Below are 19,889 nucleotides of genomic sequence, written 5' to 3' on the forward strand. Positions count from 1 at the left end.
GAGGCATGGACGAACGTAATTATAGATCAAATCGACAAGATGAGGAAAAGGAAACAAATCAAACTGAAAACCGCAATCCTGCCGGAAATGATGACTCCTCGTATTATTATTCTTACGGTCCTTTCCAGTCCGTAAGTCAGGAAGATACAGCTAGTGGCAATGGTTCAAGGCAAGAAGGAAATGTGGAGATTACAAGACCTGATCCAGTAAAACCTGTACCTTCTTTCCATAGTCATGATGCCTCTGGTCAAACGGGCAGAATCTCTGGTGGCGGCGGTTCAGGTCATGGCGGAGGCCAAGGGAATGGAAATAACAACAATGGTAACTGGAACTATAACAGCCGCAGACCTCGGTCTTCTGTGAGATCCCTTCTGTTCTCCTTTATCGCCGGTATGCTAGTGATTACTGTGCTGATGTATACAGCGGATAGAACGAACATGTTTACACCACAGGCCGCATTGACGAATTCTGGAACAGAATCTGCTCAGGAAACACCAAGCAATACAGGTGGAGTCAACAATGTGACAGCATCTTTGTTGCCAACAGGTAAAGAGGATGTATCCTCTGTGGTGAAACAGGCAAGCCCGGCTGTCGTGAAAATTGAAACGCTGGCGAAACAGTCCACACGTGGTTCTGGACAAGGTGGAGCGAATACAAACGATCCTTTGTATCAATATTTCTTCGGTGGCGGACTTGGTGGACCTAGTGGGAATCAACAACAAGAACAAGGTCAACAACAGCCTCAAGCTAACAATCAGCTCGTACCCATGGGGATCGGTTCCGGATTTATTTTTGACAAAGAAGGTTATATACTGACGAACCAGCACGTTGTTCAAGGTGCAGATGTCATTCAGGTAACACTTGAGAACAATAGCAAGCCATATGAAGCTAAATTGCTCGGAAGCAGTTTTGATCTTGACCTTGCCGTGTTGAAAATTGAGAAAAATAGCGGAGATAAAGATTTCCCTGTAGCACCGCTCGGCAACTCGGGTAGCACACAAGTTGGTGAATGGCTTGTAGCCATCGGTAACCCGGAAGGTTTTGAACATACCGTAACTGCAGGTGTTCTTAGTGCCAAAGAACGTACAATCAGCATTCCGGATCAAGAAACAGGTAAAACACGGGAATACAGCCACTTGTTGCAAACAGATGCTTCGATTAACCCGGGTAACTCGGGTGGTCCGTTGCTGAATCTGAATGGAGAAGTTATCGGTATGAACGTTGCTGTAAGTGCGGATGCTCAAGGTATTGGTTTTGCAATCCCATCCAGTGTCATCTCGGAAGCGGTGAAATATCTGAAAGAGAACAAAGATGTTCCGAAAGAACCTGTACCGTTTATCGGTGCTTCTCTGATGAACCTCACTCCAGAAGTGGCTAAACAAATGGGAACAAATATTACAGAAGGTTCGGTTGTTGCAAGCACGGTATATCAATCGCCAGCTTACCAGTCTGATCTGAGACCGTATGATATCATCACTGGCGTAAATGGTACTCCAAAAGCAACAAGCCAGGATCTGATCGACTTTATCAAGACTCAGAAAGTCGGCGGAGAGATTACGTTGAATGTTGTGCGTGACGGCAAGAAGATTGATGTGAAAGTAAAGATTGGCAACAAGTATGATTACGATACAACACAAACACAGCAACAATAACTACAGCAAAGAGATGAAGAATAGGAACGGAAGGGTGTAGCCCCTTCCGTTTTTTTTGCACGAAGCTTCTATTCTTTATTATGCTGCACGGCTTCTCTAATATGGAGAAGATGCGAATCGGGCTTTGGCCTGTTACAATGAGTATACAACGATAGGGTAAAGGAGAAAGACCATGCGCTCAACGATCTTGATTGTAGATGACGACGAGAAAATTGTGTCTATGCTGCGCCGAGGCCTAGCATTTGAAGGATATGAGGTACAGACGGCTTCCAACGGAGCAGAGGGACTCAGTAAGTTGATGGATAAAGAGCCTGACATCGTGGTGCTTGATGTCATGATGCCACAGATTGACGGTTTTGAGGTATGCCGCAGACTTAGAGAAGCGGGGAGTAAAGTGCCTGTTCTGATGCTGACCGCAAAAGATGAGGTTCAAAGCAGGGTGACTGGACTGGATACCGGTGCTGACGATTATTTGGTGAAGCCGTTTGCACTGGAGGAATTGCTTGCTCGTGTCCGGGCTTTGTTGCGCCGTAAAGCGGATATCTCCAGCGTGGTGGATAATCGCCTGGTGTATGAAGATATTATTCTGGATAATGATTCACGTGAAGTGCTCCGAGATGGCAAACGGCTGGAATTGACTGCAAAAGAGTTTGAATTGTTAAACCTATTCATGCAGAATCCGAGACGTGTGCTTTCCCGTGATCTGATTATGGACAAAATCTGGGGTTATGACTACAGCGGAGAGTCTAATGTGCTGGAGGTTTATATTGCGATGCTCAGGCAGAAAACGGAAGAGCATGGGGGCAAACGTCTGATTCAAACCATCCGGGGAGCCGGCTACATCTTAAGAGGTGACTCGTAACATGTCCATTCGGTTGAGACTAACCGCATGGTACTCGGGTATACTGGCAGCCGTGCTGATCTTTTGGGGTGTGGTCATTTATGCGTTTGTCTATTTCAATACGTACAACGAAGTAGAACAGCAGTTAAGAGAAAAGAGCTTGAGAATCACGCAGCAGATTGGAGTTAATCCGCTATCACAGACGCTGGACCTGGAGCCTTTTGCAGAGAGTCAACTTCAAGAAGCTCAAATTTATATTCAGTTGGTCGATTATCAGAGTGGATCTTATAAGCGTTCGGACAATTTAGTTAAATCCGGAATTTCTTTTCCTATTGCCAAGATTCACAATATACGTGAAGAAATAGGGATAACTAAAATGGTCGTGGAGGGCATTCCTTTTCTTGTGAATCAACAAGCCCTGTCACTTCAGGGAACCAATGACATCAGGGGGCTACTTCAGGTCGGTGCTAATGTCAGTTCACAGGAGCGTTTGCTGGAGGCATTGCGGAATATCCTTGTGTTTGGGTGGCTTGTAGCTATGGCGCTTGCCATTACATCCGGTTTGATTCTGGCCCGTAAGTCCATGCGGCCGCTGGTTAATGTGATTGATGCCGCTAATCAAATTCAGTCTGGAGACGATCTTAGTGTGCGTATTCAGTATTCGGGGCCGAAGGATGAGATCGGTCGTCTGATTGAAACGGTAAATAACATGCTGGAGCGAACGGAGCTGTCTTTCCGTGGGCTCGAAGAGACGAATGCAGCGCAACGACGTTTCGTATCTGATGCTTCCCATGAGCTGCGGACACCGCTAACGACGATTCGAGGGAATGTTGATTTCCTGAAAAAGCTGTGGGATCAAGAGGGAAATGACCGTCCGAATCTGGATGAAGAAACGATCAAGCAGATGTCTATTGAAGCGATTGAGGATATGGCTGATGAAGGCAAACGTATGAGCCGTCTAATCAGTGATATGTTATCCCTTGCCAGAGCGGATACAGGTCAGAAAATCGAGCTTAATCCTATTCCGCTGCAGATTCTAGTGCAGGAAGTGGCACGCCGGGCCCAATTCCTGGATCGTCAGGCCGACTGGCTCCCAGGGGATTTGTCGATTCTGAACGGCATTTATGTGAACGGAAGCAAAGATTATCTGCAACAAGTCTTGTTTATTTTTATCGAAAATGCCTTTAAATACACCCCAGAGGGTTCGGTTACGCTGGATGCTCTGTTATACAAAGGGCAGGTCGGACTGCGGATCAGTGATACGGGAATCGGCATGGAACGGGATCAGGTACCGTTTATCTTTGACCGTTTCTACCGGGCAGATGAATCTCGCGGTGCGACGCCGGGCATCGGACTTGGATTATCCATTGCCAAATGGATCATTGAGGAGCATAACGGCTCGGTTGAAGTGGTAACGAGACGAGGAGAAGGAACCACTTTTATCATCTGGTTGCCTGTAGTCTTTGCCCCGCCTATCGAATAAAGGTATAATAGATGAAGACTGCAATTACATCGGCCGTTACAGCCGAAAAGAAAGCGGGTGGCAACCAAGTGGAAGTACTGCGAATTTCGCCGCGGGGATACTGTTACGGTGTTGTAGATGCCATGGTGCTTGCACGTCAGGCGGCACGCAACCTGGATTTACCACGGCCTATTTATATATTAGGTATGATTGTGCATAACAAACATGTGACAGATTCTTTTGAAGATGAGGGCATTATTACACTGGACGGTCCGAATCGGATGGAGATTCTGAATCAGGTGGAGAGTGGCACGATCATTTTCACGGCTCACGGTGTCTCACCGGAGGTGCGCAAGCTGGCTAGGGAGAAAGGACTTACCACAGTGGATGCAACATGTCCGGATGTGACGAAGACTCATGATCTGATCCGGGAAAAGACGGCTGAAGGTTATGATATTATCTACATTGGTAAGAAGAATCACCCGGAGCCGGAAGGTGCGATTGGTGTTGCACCAGACCGTGTTCATCTGATTGAGAAGGAAGAAGAGATTGAAGGTCTGAGTGTGCCTGCCGGGAAAATTTTGATTACCAATCAGACGACAATGAGTCAATGGGACATCAAACACATTATGAGCCGGTTGCTGGAGAAATTCCCAGGAGCTGAAATTCATAATGAAATCTGTCTCGCTACACAGGTACGTCAAGAAGCGGTAGCAGAGCAAGCTGGGCAGGCCGACCTTGTTATTGTTGTAGGTGATCCACGCAGCAACAACTCCAATCGTTTGGCACAAGTGTCCGAGGAGATTGCGGGCGTGACGGCATACCGTGTATCAGACGTATCTGAAATTCAACAAGACTGGTTGAAAGGTGTGCAGAAAGTGGCTGTGACATCAGGAGCTTCAACTCCAACACCAATCACCAAGGAAGTTATTCAATATCTGGAGCAGTATGAGCATGATCAGCCGGAGACGTGGGACATCAAACGTACCGTTAATATGAGCAAGTTGCTGCCTCCAGTTCGAGAGAAGACACGTACCACATAGTTTCGAAAGTGAATAGGAAACATCCTGCTGTGCAGATCCTCGTTTTATTTGGAGGTGGTATAGCAGGATGTTTTTTTGTCTATACATTTTATGTTTTACCTATAGAGAGTGCCGGACATAACGATTACTTCTTGACGATAGGAAGAAACTGTGTTACATTTACTTTAGTGATTAAAAGCTTAAAAGCGAACAAGCGTTTAAGTGCGACAGGATTTTTGGGATACGAACCACAAGACAATCAGACGCACGAAATAAACGAGTGCTCTTATACAAGGAAGGATGGGACAATTTATGATCGTAATTGCAGGCAAAGCTACCTCGGAGGACCAGATTCAAGATATCGTTAGTGTGATTGAAAAGGAAGGGCTGCAGGCACATGTATCCCGCGGAGAGGACCGCACCATCATTGGATTAATTGGTAAAGTGGAACCTAAAATGCAAGAACACCTGCGCCAAATGAAGGGCGTAGAGAACGTGGTGAAGATTTCGAAATCTTACAAATTAGCAAGTCGTGACTTCCATCCGGAAGATACCGTAATTTCGATCAAAGGTGTAGATATCGGCGGAAAAGAGCTTGTCGTTATGGGCGGGCCTTGTGCGGTTGAATCTGCAGCACAAATTGATGAAATTGCTGGCCTTGTGAAAGCGGCGGGTGGTCAGGTTCTTCGTGGAGGTGCCTTCAAACCACGTACGGGACCGTATAGCTTCCAAGGAACGGGTGTAGAAGGTTTGATCATGATGGCGGAAGCGGGCCAGAAGCATAATCTATTGACGATTACGGAAGTCATGACGCCTGAATACGTAGATATTTGCGCAGAGTATGCGGATATTCTGCAGGTGGGTACACGTAACATGCAGAACTTCGACTTGTTACGTAAGCTGGGTGAGTGCGGCAAACCGGTATTGTTGAAGCGCGGATTCAGTGCGACATACGATGAATTGCTTAATGCAGCGGAGTACATTCTTGCTGGTGGCAATCCGAATGTGATGTTATGTGAACGTGGTATCCGTACGTTCGAATCCTATACACGGAATACACTAGATCTTTCAGCGATCCCTGTATTGCAGTCTCTGAGCCATCTGCCAGTCATTTCTGACCCGAGCCATGGTACAGGACGCCGTGAACTGGTAGAACCAATGACCAAAGCCTCGGTAGCCGCAGGAGCTAACGGCTTGATTATTGAGATGCACACAGATCCCGATAACTCTATGACTGGCGATGGTGTGCAGTCTCTGTTCCCTGACCAGTTTGCGAACCTGCTACAAGATCTGGAGAAACTAGCTCCTATTGTGGGCAAAACATTTAACACAGCTAAACAGCCTGCTGCATTTTTTCCGGCACGTGTAGGTGTATAATTAACACGGATATCCAGATTTGAAGAGTCAAAACCGGACATCTATCCAGATTTGTTCCTTGTGAACAATTTGGGTAGATGTCCGGTTTTTCGTCTATTTTGCATAGATGAACATATTTATTAATCAAAGGTGATAAGAAACATTTATGATGTCATGTTTTTCCATGATTTAGGCTATTTTCAGGGTTGCTTCACCGCATTAAATCGGTCAAATATAAATAATTAACGTTGTTATATGTATTTTTAAATATTAGAGAGTGTAAGTATACCTTACATGCTCGCAAAAAATACCTCACATAAGTATTGACGATGTTATGTTTCAGAATTTATAATGACGACAGAAAAAAATTCGAATATATAGACATTTTCTTCGTGGGGTTGTTTAATGTTCGGAATATTTGGGAGGACGAATACATGTCGGTTGAAAACGTATTGAAATCAATTCAAGAGAACAACATCGAGTGGGTAGATTTTCGTTTTGTAGATTTGGCTGGTCGTGCGCATCACATCTCTTTGCCAGCTTCGGCTGTTGATGCAGACACGTTCGTAAATGGAGTAGCGTTTGATGGTTCTTCTATCCAAGGTTTCCGTGGTATTGAAGAGTCCGATATGGTTATGATGCCTGACCCTGAAGCGACTTATGTCGATCCGTTCACTGCACACCCTACATTGAATGTTATGTGTGACATTTTCACACCGGATGGCGAGCGTTATGAGCGTGATCCCCGCAGCATCGCAGTTAAAGCTGAAGCTTTCCTGAAAGAGAGCGGCGTAGGTACTGCAGCGTTCTTCGCACCAGAGTCCGAGTTCTTCATCTTTGACGATGTTCGTTATGAGAGCGGAACGAACAGCTCTTCTTATTTCGTAGATTCCGAAGAAGCATCATGGAACACAAACCGCAAAGAAGAAGGCGGTAACCTGGGCTTTAAAGTTCGTACTAAAGGTGGATATGTTCCAGTAGCTCCAGTGGATACTCAACAAGATATCCGCAGCGAAATGTGTCGTTTGTTGGAAGAAGCCGGTTTGTCCATCGAGCGTCATCACCATGAAGTAGCAACTGCCGGTCAAGCTGAAATCAACTTCCGTTTTGATACGTTGAAGAAAACAGCAGATAACCTGCTTGTATACAAATACATCGTGCACAATACGGCACGTCAATATGGCAAAGTAGCAACATTCATGCCAAAACCGTTGTTTGGTGATAACGGAAGCGGAATGCACGTTCACCAATCCATCTTCGATGGCGATTCCCCATTGTTCTATGACAAAGGTGGTTATGCTAACCTGAGCGAAATGGCTCTGCACTACATCGGAGGTATCTTGTACCACGCTCCAGCACTGATCGCTTTGACGAACCCAAGCACGAACTCGTTCAAACGTCTGGTTCCTGGTTATGAAGCACCGGTTAATTTGGTTTACTCCAAAGGTAACCGTTCCGCAGCTGTGCGTATCCCGGTAGCGGCTGTAACTCCTAAAGGCTGCCGTATCGAGTTCCGTACACCAGACTCCACAGCTAACCCTTACTTGGCATTCTCTGCAATGTTGATGGCTGGTCTGGATGGAATCAAACGCAAAATCAATCCAACTGAGCTTGGATACGGTCCACTGGACAAAAACATTTATGACCTGTCTGATGCAGACAAAGAAAACATCCGCAGTGTACCGGCTTCCCTCGAAGAAGCACTTGATGCACTTGCAGCTGACAATGAGTTCTTGACTGAAGGCGGCGTATTCACCAAAGAATTCATCGATAACTATATCAATCTCAAACGTGATGAAGCTAAAGCTGTTGCAATCCGCATTCATCCGCATGAGTACAGCCTCTACTTCGACTGCTAATCGGTCGGAATCGGAACCGAAGGGGTTCCAGCTCAAAGCCTCCGGGAGTTGCTCTCGGAGGCTTTTCCTTGAAGCAAACAGTGCAGTGCTTTAACTTTTTAGGGTGATAAAGTAATTTGATAGCCTAGAATGTAGTTTTCAGTGCATATTCCCCTTGAAGCAGTGAGGGAATACTGATATCATAGCGATAATATTTACTTCATATGTCAGTTAAGGATGGAAAGGGCGGGGGATTTTTTGACAAAGAGAGCGTATAACTTTAATGCAGGACCAGCGGCGCTGCCACTAGAAGTATTGGAGCGTGCTCAGGCAGAATTTGTAGATTTTCGTAATACAGGCATGTCGATTATGGAGATGTCACACCGTGGGGCGGTGTACGAGTCTGTACATAATGAAGCTCAGGAGCGCTTGTTGTCACTGCTAGGCAATCCAAAAGGCTATAAAGTTCTTTTCTTGCAAGGCGGTGCAAGCACACAATTTGCGATGTTGCCGATGAATCTGCTTGGGGCGGGTCAGACAGCTGGTTACATTATGACAGGAAGCTGGGCCAAAAAGGCTCTGTCTGAAGCGAAATTGATTGGAGAGACGCAGATCGTTGCTTCTTCGGAATCCGATAAGTTCATGAAATTACCGGATGTTTCGAATTTGAGTTTGCCTGAACGTACGGCTTATGTGCATGTAACTTCAAATGAAACTATCGAAGGCACACAATTCAAAGCGTTCCCTGATACTGGATCGGTACCGCTCATTGCAGATATGTCCAGTGATATTTTCTGTAAACCGTTTGATCTGAATCAGTTTGGTATGATCTATGCAGGTGCACAAAAAAACCTCGGTCCTTCGGGAATTACCGTTGTTATTGCACGTGAGGAGCTGGTGAGTGAGTCTCCTAAGACGATTCCGACCATGTTCCGTTACAGCACGCATGTAGATAACAACTCTCTGTATAATACACCGCCATCCTTCTCGGTATATATGGTGAATGAAGTGTTGAAATGGATTGAGGAACAAGGCGGTCTGGCTGGTGTGGAGCAAAAGAATATCAAAAAAGCGGAATTGCTGTACAATACAATTGATTCCTCAGGGGATTTCTATCGCGGCTGTGTCGCATCAGAAGACCGCTCTTTGATGAATGTGACGTTCAGGCTCGGTTCCGAGGAACTGGAGAAGAAATTCATTAAAGCCTCTGAGCAGGAAGGTTTTGTAGGTCTGAAGGGGCATCGTAGTGTAGGAGGACTTCGTGCTTCAATCTATAACGCGGCTCCTTATGAGAGTGTTAAGGCACTTACCGACTTTATGAACCACTTCCAACAGGCAAACAGTTAACCCTAAGAAAAGAATGCATGACCAAATAGGGCGGTAGTGAAGCTTCGATGAGCTGTCCTCCTGCTGTGGCAAAGCCTTCCACATTGACGTGTGGAGGGCTTTTCTTTAAAATTAGAGGATTGTTGTATACATGAACATGAAATAAAAGGAGACCAAACACATATGGCATTACACATCGTTCTGGTTGAACCAGAGATTCCGGCTAACACGGGCAATATCTCGCGGACTTGTGCAGCGACTGGCACCCATTTACATCTCGTGCGTCCTTTAGGGTTCCGGACAGATGATGCAACTTTAAAGCGTGCTGGACTGGACTACTGGCATGCCGTTCATATCGAATATCATGATTCTTTTGACGAGGTTCGGCAGAAGTATCCGGACGGACGTTTTTTCTACGCAACAACGAAAGCGAAAAACCGGTATTCCGATTTCGAATTTCAGGATGGCGATTTTCTTGTGTTTGGGAAAGAAACGAAAGGGCTCCCACCTGAATTAATTGCTGCTAATCCAGAAACTTGCATGAAGATGCCTATGAGCGGTGATGTTCGTTCATTAAACCTTTCCAATTCAGCAGCAATTATTGTATATGAAGCACTGCGTCAGCTAAATTTTCCAGGGCTGGATTAATGAATTACATTCGAAAAGACGGATAGAATTCGTTAAAAAAACATTTTTCAAAAAAAAGGACAAAAAATGTTTATTTCCAGCAGGATTCGACAAAATTTTGGCGAATCTATAGATATAGTACTAATGTACCTAGAAATTTAGAGTAAGATAGGAGAGGTGTGCCGTAGCTATGAAGCCAGCAGGAGTAGTTCGCAAAGTTGACCAATTGGGTAGGATCGTATTGCCTAAATCTTTGCGCAAAAGGTATCAAATGAATGAAGGAGATCCTGTAGAAATTTTAGTTCAAGGGGATCACATTATCTTGGAAAGATACCGTCCGAAATGTATTTTCTGCGGATCAATGGAAGATGTCAATGACTTTAAAGAGCGTTACATATGCGCACAATGCTTAGAAGAAATGACTCAGCTTTCATAAAAACAAGCAAAAAAACACTATGGAGCATATAAACTCCATGGTGTTTTTTTGCTTGTTTAACGTTGTATAAGGTAACACTGCGACTTGAAAGGCTATTCTATCTTCGAGTGACTATGTAAACTAATAAATCATCCTTAGTTCAACTGATTTAGCACAGGTAAAATCTGATCCCATACAGCGTTCAAGATGCCTTGCATATTCTCCTCTTCACTGTTGATACTGATGACAGCCTCTTTGGAAGGCAGAACAATGCAGAATTGGCCATAAGCTCCATCTGCCCGATAAGCATCATGCGAACACATCCAGAACTGATAACCATAGCCTTTTCCCCAATCTCCATCTCCTGTTGTCTCAATCTGCTTACGTGTAACGGCTCTGATCCAATCTACTGGAACGAGCTGTTTACCGTTCCAGCGACCTTCCTGAAGCAGAAACTGTCCAAATCGGCTTAGTTCTTCATTACTCAGCCAAAGACCCGCACATCCGAGGGTAATGCCGAGTGGAGAAGTCTCCCAATGGATATCAACCATGCCTAGTGGTTCAAAAAGACGTGGAATGAGGTAATCCTTTACTGTCAGACCAATAGCCTCTTGCAACATGGCTGAGATCATAAACGTATCACCACTACTGTAAGTAAAATGTTCTCCTGGCATTCGATCCAATGATAAAGACATGTAGTGTTTGACCCAGTCCTTTTCCTCTAAAGAAGCGCGTTCGTCAGCCCAGAGAGGCGGGGCATCGTGACCTGATGACATGCGAAGCAGATCCCGCAATGTCAGCTCTCGTGGAGAGGGCAGTCGTGAGGAATTTCGCTGTGCTTGGTCATAAGGGAAGTAATCGCCCAAGGTGTCATCCAGTTGAATAAGTCCTTCTTCAACGGCAAGTCCAACCGCCATACAGGTAAAGGATTTGCTTACAGAATGTTGCACACGCCTGCGATCTCCGTCCGAATGCCATTCATCCAGAAGTCGACCGTTTTGCAGTACACGTACAGAGTGCACATGAAGCTTCTCTTTGGTTATTTTGTCAACAAATCCTTTAAGTTGTTCGGCCATGAGTATCCTCCAGTTCCAAGCGTTTACCTGAATGAATCCAGTCTGGTGAAACGTTTCCGTAATCGGATTGCAAAATTAGAACTCATGTTAGTATATTCTTGGTTTGATGTCAATTCTGGTGTAATAATGAATGATCAAATCTGAAAATACTCGTTATATAAGTGCCTTTTGGATCAAAATTGGAACAAACAGGTCACTTTTTTCATAAAAAAACGCGAAAATTGTAAAAAGGTTATTGACAGGGTTTACTCAACGGGATTATGATTTATTCGAAACGATTCGAAGAAATCGCTTCCAAGTAAAATGTGGATGTTTAAACTTCAAGTAAATCAATGTTGAGTGTTTTTGAAACGATTCGAGAGAATCGTTTCGATAACCAAAGCCAGTTAAGGGGAGCGTGTTGGGGGAAGAAGTAACGGCACGCAATGACAGAGAAAAAGCAAACTGCAGTTAAAAGCAACAAAGATGAAAGGGGTTACGATCAATGGCGCATATTACGATCGAAACCGGATCGCCCACATTATGCATGAATACAAGCATACACGTGGTATCCAGTGACTCTGGAGAGACTTCAGGCGGTACACTATATCTGCTTCACGGGGCAGGAGACAATGCGAGTACATGGCAACGTCTGACCACCATTGAGATGTATGCAGCCCAGTATGGTTGCACCGTCATCATGCCTGAAGCCAATCGCAGTTATTACACGGATATGGAATACGGCCTGAATTACTTCCACTACATCACGAAGGAATTACCCGAACTATGTGAAAGGCTGCTGAAACTGAATTCTGACCCAGACAAAACATATGTTGCCGGTTTGTCTATGGGCGGATATGGAGCATTGAAATGTGGGTTGACCTATCCTGAACAGTACAGCAAAGTGGTGTCTTTATCTGGTGTAACGAATATTCAGGCGCGCCTTCGTGATCCTCATATGCCAGAAGGCATGATCAAGGAAATGAAAGCGGTTTTTGGGGAACGGTTACAGGTAAAGGCTGATCAGGATATTTACGCATTGTCAGCGAGACTGCTGGAGCAGGGAGGAGCCTTGCCGAAGATACTGAGTTGTTGCGGGGACCATGATCCTTTCGTGGACATGAATCGGGACTACGCCGAATATATGCAGGGAACTGCATTTGATTTTCGGTATGTAGAAACACCTGGCACGCATGAATGGCGATTTTGGGAACAGCATCTGAAAACGATGTTTGATTTTCTTTACAACGACAACACCATAGTAGAGTGAGGAGATGCAAATTGAAACCTGCAGCCGAAGGACCTAACAAAAAGCTGAAGGCAAACATGAGAGGTAAGTCGCTTTGGACTGAAATCTGGAAACACCGAATGACATACACCCTGCTTATTCCGGGAATGGTCTGGTTGATCCTGTTTGCCTACATGCCGATGGGCGGCCTGTCACTGGCGTTCAAAGATTACAAGGCTAACCTTGGAATCTGGGGAAGTCCATGGAGCGGATTTGAAAACTTCAAATACGTTTTCCGTGATCCGACCTTTATTGATGCCGTATGGCGGACGCTTTACATTAACATTTTGAAACTGATTATTCAGTTCCCATTCCCGATTATTCTGGCACTGCTGTTGAATGAGCTGCGGATGCGTAGAGGGAAAAAGTGGTTCCAGACCATTCTGACGTTTCCACATTTCCTGTCCTGGATCATTGTATCCGGTGTAGTCATCAACGTACTAGCCTATGATGGACTCGTAAACAGTGCGCTTGGATTACTTGGATTGCCAACAATTAACTTCTTGGGTTCTGAATCAAACTTTGTTCCCATGTTGCTGCTGACCGACATCTGGAAATCGAGCGGCTGGGGCGCAATTATCTTCCTGGCAGCGATCTCCGGTATCGATCAGGATCAATATGAATCTGCACAGATCGATGGTGCATCCCGGATGCAGCAGATGTTCCGTATTACGCTGCCAAACATTATGCCAACGATTACAGTGATGTTTATTTTGTCGGTGGGTGGATTGATGTCCTCCGGTTTCGACCAGATCTTCAACTTGGCGAACGCCGCAACGAAAAATGTATCTGAAGTACTCGATGTATATATCTATCGGATTACGTTCCAATCATCAACCGACTTTTCATTCTCGACAGCGGTCAGCTTGTTCCGTTCCCTGGTGAATATGGTACTGCTGCTTCTGGCCGACAGATTTGCCAAGTGGCTTGGCGGAGACGGTTTGTTCCGATAAGAGAGGAGGAGAAGTGAGATGAGCAAAGCTGGAAGAAAGCCTAAGATTGGCACCGAACGAATGACTTTTCTAGATTACATGATATTTGCCGTTTTACTGGTGCTTGCGCTGATGATTCTGATTCCGTTCTGGAATGTCATTATGATCTCGTTTGCAACCCAAAAAGAGTATGCTGAAAATCCGTTCCTGATGTTCCCGAAAGAGTTCACGCTTGATTCGTATAAAGCACTGTTCGCTGACGGAAGTATCCTGTCGGGTTACAAAAATACATTGATTTTGCTGGTTATTGGTTTACCGCTCAGCTTGTTCCTAACCACAAGCATGGCTTATGGCCTGAGCCGCGGCAATTTCCCATTTAAAAAGTTTCTCTTTTTCCTGGTATTGTTCACCATGATCTTTAACGGAGGTATCGTTCCACTGTACCTCATTATGAAATCTTTACATCTTACAGGTACGTTATGGTCTGTTATTCTGGCAGGAAGTTTCAGTGCCTTTAACATGATTTTGATGATGAACTACTTCTATACCTTGCCTGAATCGTTGATGGAATCCGCGAGACTTGATGGTGCAGGGGAGTGGAAAATTCTCTTCTCCGTGGTGCTTCCGCTGGCCACGCCTATTATGGCAACCATCACACTCTTCTACGGTGTAGCTTACTGGAACAGCTGGTATGATGCGATGATCTTCCTGCGAAAAGCGGACCAGTTACCACTGCAGAACGTGTTAAGGAACATCATTGTAACTTCCACAACGAATGCATCCAATGCATCCAGTGTGGATGCGGTAAAACTGAGCAGCTTCTCTATGGGTATGAAAATGGCTGCGGTATTTGTCACGATGGTACCAATTATGTGTTTCTTCCCAATGCTGCAAAAGCACTTTGCCAAAGGGGTATTAACAGGGGCTATCAAGACCTGATATACACATAGGATTTCAATACACAAGAAATTCGACTAAAAACATGGGGGTAAAAGCATGAAAACGGGTAAAAAGCTGTCAGTCAAATCGTTATTTGCGATCACACTCTGTCTCTTGATGTTGGTAGTATCCGCTTGTTCCAACAGCAGCAGTTCCGGGGGTGGAAACGAGAAAGATGCGGAAGGGAATTACAAAGATAACCTGACCATTTCTGTAGCGAATCTGACCGAAGTGAAAAACGGGAATATGGACAATGAGTTCCATAAATTCTGGGAAGACAAGTTTAACATCAAATGGGATTACAACTATATTGACTGGGATTCATGGGGTGAGAAACTTCGCCTGTGGATTAACTCTGGTGACCTGCCGGATGTGGCAGTATGGAACTATGTACACGGCGATGCCATCAACAATATCGATCAAGGCTTGTTTTACAAGTTCCCGGATGATTGGAAAGAAAGATGGCCTAACGTTGCTGCGGCTTACAAGCTGACAGGACTGGGAGACAAGCTGGAAGAATTGACAGGTGGAACTTACCTGCTACCTAGACCTATTTATTTTGAAAATAAACCAGCTGACCCGCTGACCAACCAAATCGGTGTTATTGCTCTTCGTAAAGACTGGGCAAAAGCGGTTGGGTTTGAACTGAAAGATGCCTACACAACTTCTGAATTGAATCAGTTTGCTGAACTGGTAAAAGAAAAAGATCCAGGTAAAGTAGGTAATAAACTGGTGCCATTGTCTTACAATGCTGCTGATGCAATGACCAACATCATCATGCCTAACAGTGTGCATGCGATGACAGATGTACCTTTCTACAAAGGTGAAGATGGTCAGTTTCATTGGGGCCCTGCAGATCCAGAAACGCTGACAGGTCTGAAATTGATGCAAAAAGCGTACAAAGATGGACTGCTTAACCCAGAGTTCTACACTTGGAAAAACAATGAAGGACAAAACAACTTTAAAGTAACAGGTACAGCGGCTGTAACCAGTCTTGGTGGACTTGCTTCTTACAGACAAGGTCTGGATTCTGATATGAAAAAGAACCTTGGCGTCAACAGTGATGATCTCGTTCACACAGCGATCGTTCTTGGTGATGACGGTAAATACCGTAACATGGAGCAAGCGAACTTCTGGTCTGCTCTGATCTTTAACCCGAACATCAGTGATGAGAAATTCGAACGCATCATGGACTTGATCGATTACTCCGCAACCAAAGAAGGACAATTGCTGATCAACATGGGCTTCGAAGGCAAGGACTGGAAATATGATGACAATAAAGAACTGGTAAATCTGTTGCCTGAAGGAACAACGCTGGAAGATAAGTATCCTGCACGTTTCGAAGGACTGTACCTTCTGGGCGATGACTTCAGTGTCGTAAACCCTGCAATCAAAAAAGATTATCGTGACAGAGCAGTAGAATTGTTCAAGGAAAAAGCTAAACTGGGTACTGAAAGTAAATCACTGGCACCATACGATTGGGATGTTAACCTGTACGATTCCAAAGCGAAGAGTCAAGCTTCTTTCGATTATCAAAACGAATATGCCAACTTGATCCTCAAAGGCGGAGACTTGGAAGCCAACTGGAAAGAATGGGTTAACAGCAAAATGTCACTGGTTCAGCCTTATCTGGACGAACTGAACGAAAAGTTCAAGTAAACGTAATGAAATGAAGAACAACATGGGGATGGCAGGAGCGTTCTGTCTCTCCGTGCGATTGAACCCGGTGCGCGGTCTCTCCCCGAACGCAACCGGGTTCTTTCTTTCAATTAAAGGTAGTGGAGGATGGTTACGTGAATAATCAGCAGTTGATGGATTTGGTGAATCAGATGACGCTGGAGGAGAAAGTGGCACAGCTGTTGCAGCTGACTGCCAATTTCTATGAAGGAACAGATACGCAAGGTCAGATTACAGGACCGATGGAAGAGATGGGCATTACAGAGCAATCCGTGAGAGCGAGCGGCTCCATTCTTGGTTTATCCGGTGCCCAAGCGATTATGGATGTGCAACAGGCTTATTTGAAAAAAAGCCGTCTCGGCATCCCGCTATTATTCATGGCAGACGTGGTGCATGGTTTTAAAACGATCTTTCCGATCCCGCTGGCCATCGGCTGTTCATGGGATCTGGAGCTGGCAGAGAAAAGTGCCGAGATTGCGGCGCGTGAATCCGCAGTATCGGGTTTACATGTCACCTTTTCACCGATGGTCGATCTGGTTCGTGATCCGCGCTGGGGGCGTGTGATGGAAACAACGGGTGAAGACCCGTATCTAAACAGTTTATTTGCTGCTGCTTTTGTTCGTGGTTACCAGGGAGATAACCTGACGGGTGAGCTGGATCGTCTTGCAGCCTGTGTAAAACACTTTGCCGCGTATGGTGCAGCGGAGGGTGGACGTGATTACAATACGGTAGATATGTCAGAGCGTCAGCTCCGTGAATATTATCTGCCAGCATATAAGGCGGCACTGGATGCTGGTGTGGAAATGGTAATGACTTCATTCAATACCGTTGATGGTATTCCAGCCAGCGGGAATGAGAAGTTAATGCGTAATATTTTGCGTGAGGAATGGGGCTTTGATGGCGTGCTGATCTCGGACTGGGCTTCCATTCGTGAGATGATTGCCCATGGTGCGGCCGAGGATGACCGGGAGGCGGCATATCGTGCGATTCGTGCGGGTGTGGATATGGAGATGATGACGCCATGTTACGTCAACCATTTGCCTGAACTGATTCAAAAGGGTGAAGTGGAAGAGCACCTTGTTGATGAAGCGGTTTTGCGTATTTTGCAGCTCAAAGACAAGCTGGGTCTGTTCGAAAACCCGTTCCGAGCCGCTGATCCGGAGCGTGAGCGCGAGATTGTTTTTTCCAAGGAACATCGCGAGGTATCACGGGAACTTGCTGCGAAGTCTGCGGTACTACTTAAAAATGGCGGACAAGCCCTTCCGCTGCAACCTGATGCGAGAGTTGCATTGATTGGACCTTTCGCTCAAAGCGAAGACATCCTCGGTTGGTGGTCTTGTGAAGGTGTCAAAGCGGATGCGGTGAAACTGGGAACAGCGTTACAGGAGCGCCTCCCACAAGGTAAGGTTCTCGTAGCTAAGGGCAGTGATGTGCATACCATCACAGATGAGCAGATTGCCGCAGCACTGGAAGCAGCAAGTCAGTCTGATATCATCGTGCTTGCACTGGGCGAAGATTCCGAGATGAGTGGAGAAGGCGGCTCGCGGACAGATATTCGTTTGCCAGCAGCGCAATTGCAATTGGTACAGGCGCTCAAGGCGGCAGGCAAACCGATCGCCAGTGTTATTTTCAATGGACGTCCACTTGATCTGAATGGGGTTATTGGCGAATCAGATGCTGTACTCGAAGCCTGGTTCCCCGGAAGTGAAGGGGGAGCAGCGATTGCGGATATTCTCACAGGAGCAGTGAATCCGTCCGCGCGACTTACGATGTCCTTCCCGCAATCGGTTGGGCAAGTCCCGGTGTATTACAACCATTTCAATACAGGTCGCCCAATCAACCCGGATAATACCGAGAATCGTTATGTTTCCCAATATATTGACAGTCCGAATGAACCGTTGTTCCCGTTTGGATACGGTCTTTCCTATACGTCATTTGCTTATGGAGAGGTTCAAGTGTCGGGACAGGAGATGACTGCAAATGATTCTCTGACGGTTCAGGTGCGTGTAACCAATACAGGGGATCGTGCTGGTGTAGAGACTGTGCAATTATACGTTCGGGATGTAAGCGGCGAAGTGGTTCGTCCGATGCGTGAGTTGAAAGATTATGTGAAGCTATCCCTTGCGCCGGGGGAAACGGGTACGGCTACGTTTACATTACATGAAGAACAACTGCGTTATCATCATGCTGATCTCAGCTATCGCAGTGATCGTGGAGAGTTTCGTGTGATGGTTGGACCAAACAGCAGAGATACACAGAGCCAAACATTCAGACTTGTCTGAATCGTTTTATGCTGTAACGAGACGTCTGTTACTTCTTATTTTAAGTTCAGGTCTTTCATTAAGAAAGGCCTGATCAACATAACAGAGGAGCGAAGAATATGGTCAGTATCAAGGATATCGCCAAAAAGGCGGGAGTTTCCATCTCGACCGTATCGTACGCGCTGAATGGAAGCAATAAAGTGACCGATGAGACCCGTTCTAAAATTTTGGTCATCGCCAAAGAGCTGAACTACGTTCCCAACGCGGCTGCCAGAACATTGAAAAAGAGAGAGTCACGAATTCTAGGTGTATTTCTCACGGATTTCAGCGGTGATGTATACGGAGACTTGTTAACGGGTATGAAAGCGATATGTAATGCCCAAGGATATGATCTTATTGTATGCAGCGGCAAACAGTCTCATCGGATGCTGCCGGAGCGAATGATTGACGGGGCGATTATTCTCGATCATACGTTTTCAAGTGAAGAACTCATGCAGTACGCCGATCGAGGACATAAAATTGTAGTGCTTGACCGTGAGTTGAAACACCCTAATATTAATCAGGTACTGCTCGATAACAAGGCAGGGGCCACACTGGCGATGGAATATTTGATTGAACACGGTCACAAAAAGATCTATGTAGTTACGGGTCCAGAAGGTTCGTTTGACTCTGTACAACGGTTGAAGGCTGTAAGACAGGTTGCGGAGCGTCAGGCGGATGTGGAATGGATTGAAATCGTGGGAGATTTCGAGAAAAGTGGTGGGGAACGAGCCGCAGATCACATTATACAGACGTATGACGGACCGGCAGCTGTCTTTTGTCTTAATGATGAGATGGCTATCGGTTTATGTGATCGTTTTGCAGATAGTGAACTCGAGATTGGCAAACAGATTGATGTCATTGGCTTCGATCATATTGAGCTTACCAACTACGTGCAGCCCAAGCTGGCGAGCATCGATTATTCGAAACGAAAGTGGGGGGCGCTTGCAGCTGAACAATTAATTAAAATTATAGCTGGAGAACCTGTTGATCACGAGCGCATATATGTCACGTTGGTGGAAGGGGAGTCCGTAACCGGACCGAATTCGGCCCAAGTCAGGTTGACCATGCCAAATGCAAACGAACGTGCAGTCAGCTACTAAACAAGCTTTTGGTGTCACCGCCGAGAGCTTGTTAGCCAAAATCTATTGTTATAGCA

At 45.7% G+C, this 19,889-nt stretch carries 16 protein-coding genes; 15 read left to right on the top strand and 1 reads right to left on the bottom strand.

Annotated features, from left to right (window positions below; genetic code table 11):
- The first annotated feature begins 5 nt into the window (after positions 1 to 5).
- From ABIE27_RS19525 to ABIE27_RS19565, 9 genes are all read left to right on the top strand, one after another.
- Positions 6 to 1,652: a S1C family serine protease gene (locus tag ABIE27_RS19525; protein ID WP_429351258.1), complete on the top strand. Its 1,647-nt coding sequence runs from the start codon at positions 6 to 8 to the stop codon at positions 1,650 to 1,652.
- 172 nt (positions 1,653 to 1,824) lie between these two features.
- Positions 1,825 to 2,514: a response regulator transcription factor gene (locus ABIE27_RS19530; protein WP_123065035.1), complete on the top strand. Its 690-nt coding sequence runs from the start codon at positions 1,825 to 1,827 to the stop codon at positions 2,512 to 2,514.
- A 1-nt stretch (position 2,515) separates the two neighbouring features.
- Complete coding sequence (locus ABIE27_RS19535) at positions 2,516 to 3,976, top strand: sensor histidine kinase (protein WP_123065034.1); 1,461 nt, start codon at positions 2,516 to 2,518, stop codon at positions 3,974 to 3,976.
- Positions 3,977 to 4,044: 68 nt separating this feature from the next.
- Entirely contained in the window at positions 4,045 to 4,998 is a 954-nt protein-coding gene (locus ABIE27_RS19540; RefSeq protein WP_123065227.1) for a 4-hydroxy-3-methylbut-2-enyl diphosphate reductase, read from the top strand.
- A 291-nt stretch (positions 4,999 to 5,289) separates the two neighbouring features.
- Positions 5,290 to 6,354, top strand: a complete 1,065-nt coding sequence (gene aroF, locus ABIE27_RS19545) for a 3-deoxy-7-phosphoheptulonate synthase (RefSeq protein WP_123065033.1) — start codon at positions 5,290 to 5,292, stop codon at positions 6,352 to 6,354.
- A 413-nt stretch (positions 6,355 to 6,767) separates the two neighbouring features.
- Positions 6,768 to 8,192 carry a type I glutamate--ammonia ligase gene (gene glnA, locus ABIE27_RS19550; RefSeq protein ID WP_090919896.1) on the top strand — a complete coding sequence of 475 codons (1,425 nt, stop codon included), beginning with the start codon at positions 6,768 to 6,770 and terminating at the stop codon, positions 8,190 to 8,192.
- A 237-nt stretch (positions 8,193 to 8,429) separates the two neighbouring features.
- On the top strand, positions 8,430 to 9,518 hold the full coding sequence (gene serC, locus ABIE27_RS19555) for a 3-phosphoserine/phosphohydroxythreonine transaminase (protein WP_123065032.1): 1,089 nt from the start codon (positions 8,430 to 8,432) through the stop codon (positions 9,516 to 9,518).
- Positions 9,519 to 9,680: 162 nt separating this feature from the next.
- Positions 9,681 to 10,145: a tRNA (uridine(34)/cytosine(34)/5-carboxymethylaminomethyluridine(34)-2'-O)-methyltransferase TrmL gene (gene trmL / locus ABIE27_RS19560; RefSeq protein WP_123065031.1), complete on the top strand. Its 465-nt coding sequence runs from the start codon at positions 9,681 to 9,683 to the stop codon at positions 10,143 to 10,145.
- A gap of 169 nt (positions 10,146 to 10,314) precedes the next feature.
- Positions 10,315 to 10,560 (top strand): AbrB/MazE/SpoVT family DNA-binding domain-containing protein, encoded by a 246-nt coding sequence (locus ABIE27_RS19565; RefSeq protein WP_090919903.1) that lies wholly within the window; start codon positions 10,315 to 10,317, stop codon positions 10,558 to 10,560.
- A gap of 134 nt (positions 10,561 to 10,694) precedes the next feature.
- Here ABIE27_RS19565 and ABIE27_RS19570 read toward each other — a convergent pair whose 3' ends face one another.
- On the bottom strand, positions 10,695 to 11,615 hold the full coding sequence (locus tag ABIE27_RS19570; RefSeq protein WP_429351259.1) for a serine hydrolase domain-containing protein: 921 nt from the start codon (positions 11,613 to 11,615) through the stop codon (positions 10,695 to 10,697).
- A gap of 484 nt (positions 11,616 to 12,099) precedes the next feature.
- Here ABIE27_RS19570 and ABIE27_RS19575 point away from each other — a divergent pair, with 484 nt between their 5' ends.
- The 6 genes from ABIE27_RS19575 to ABIE27_RS19600 all read left to right on the top strand — a co-directional run bounded on the left by ABIE27_RS19575 (position 12,100) and on the right by ABIE27_RS19600 (position 19,833).
- Complete coding sequence (locus tag ABIE27_RS19575; RefSeq protein ID WP_123065029.1) at positions 12,100 to 12,864, top strand: alpha/beta hydrolase; 765 nt, start codon at positions 12,100 to 12,102, stop codon at positions 12,862 to 12,864.
- A gap of 11 nt (positions 12,865 to 12,875) precedes the next feature.
- On the top strand, positions 12,876 to 13,835 hold the full coding sequence (locus tag ABIE27_RS19580; protein ID WP_123065028.1) for an ABC transporter permease: 960 nt from the start codon (positions 12,876 to 12,878) through the stop codon (positions 13,833 to 13,835).
- A gap of 18 nt (positions 13,836 to 13,853) precedes the next feature.
- On the top strand, positions 13,854 to 14,753 hold the full coding sequence (locus tag ABIE27_RS19585; protein WP_123065027.1) for a carbohydrate ABC transporter permease: 900 nt from the start codon (positions 13,854 to 13,856) through the stop codon (positions 14,751 to 14,753).
- A gap of 57 nt (positions 14,754 to 14,810) precedes the next feature.
- On the top strand, positions 14,811 to 16,412 hold the full coding sequence (locus tag ABIE27_RS19590; protein ID WP_123065026.1) for an extracellular solute-binding protein: 1,602 nt from the start codon (positions 14,811 to 14,813) through the stop codon (positions 16,410 to 16,412).
- A 134-nt stretch (positions 16,413 to 16,546) separates the two neighbouring features.
- Positions 16,547 to 18,712: a beta-glucosidase BglX gene (bglX, locus tag ABIE27_RS19595; protein ID WP_429351260.1), complete on the top strand. Its 2,166-nt coding sequence runs from the start codon at positions 16,547 to 16,549 to the stop codon at positions 18,710 to 18,712.
- 98 nt (positions 18,713 to 18,810) lie between these two features.
- On the top strand, positions 18,811 to 19,833 hold the full coding sequence (locus ABIE27_RS19600; RefSeq protein ID WP_123065024.1) for a LacI family DNA-binding transcriptional regulator: 1,023 nt from the start codon (positions 18,811 to 18,813) through the stop codon (positions 19,831 to 19,833).
- The last annotated feature ends 56 nt before the right edge of the window (positions 19,834 to 19,889 follow it).

The organism is Paenibacillus sp. 4624 (genome assembly GCF_050435065.1).
In the GTDB taxonomy this organism is placed as follows: Bacteria; Bacillota; Bacilli; order Paenibacillales; family Paenibacillaceae; genus Paenibacillus; species Paenibacillus amylolyticus_D.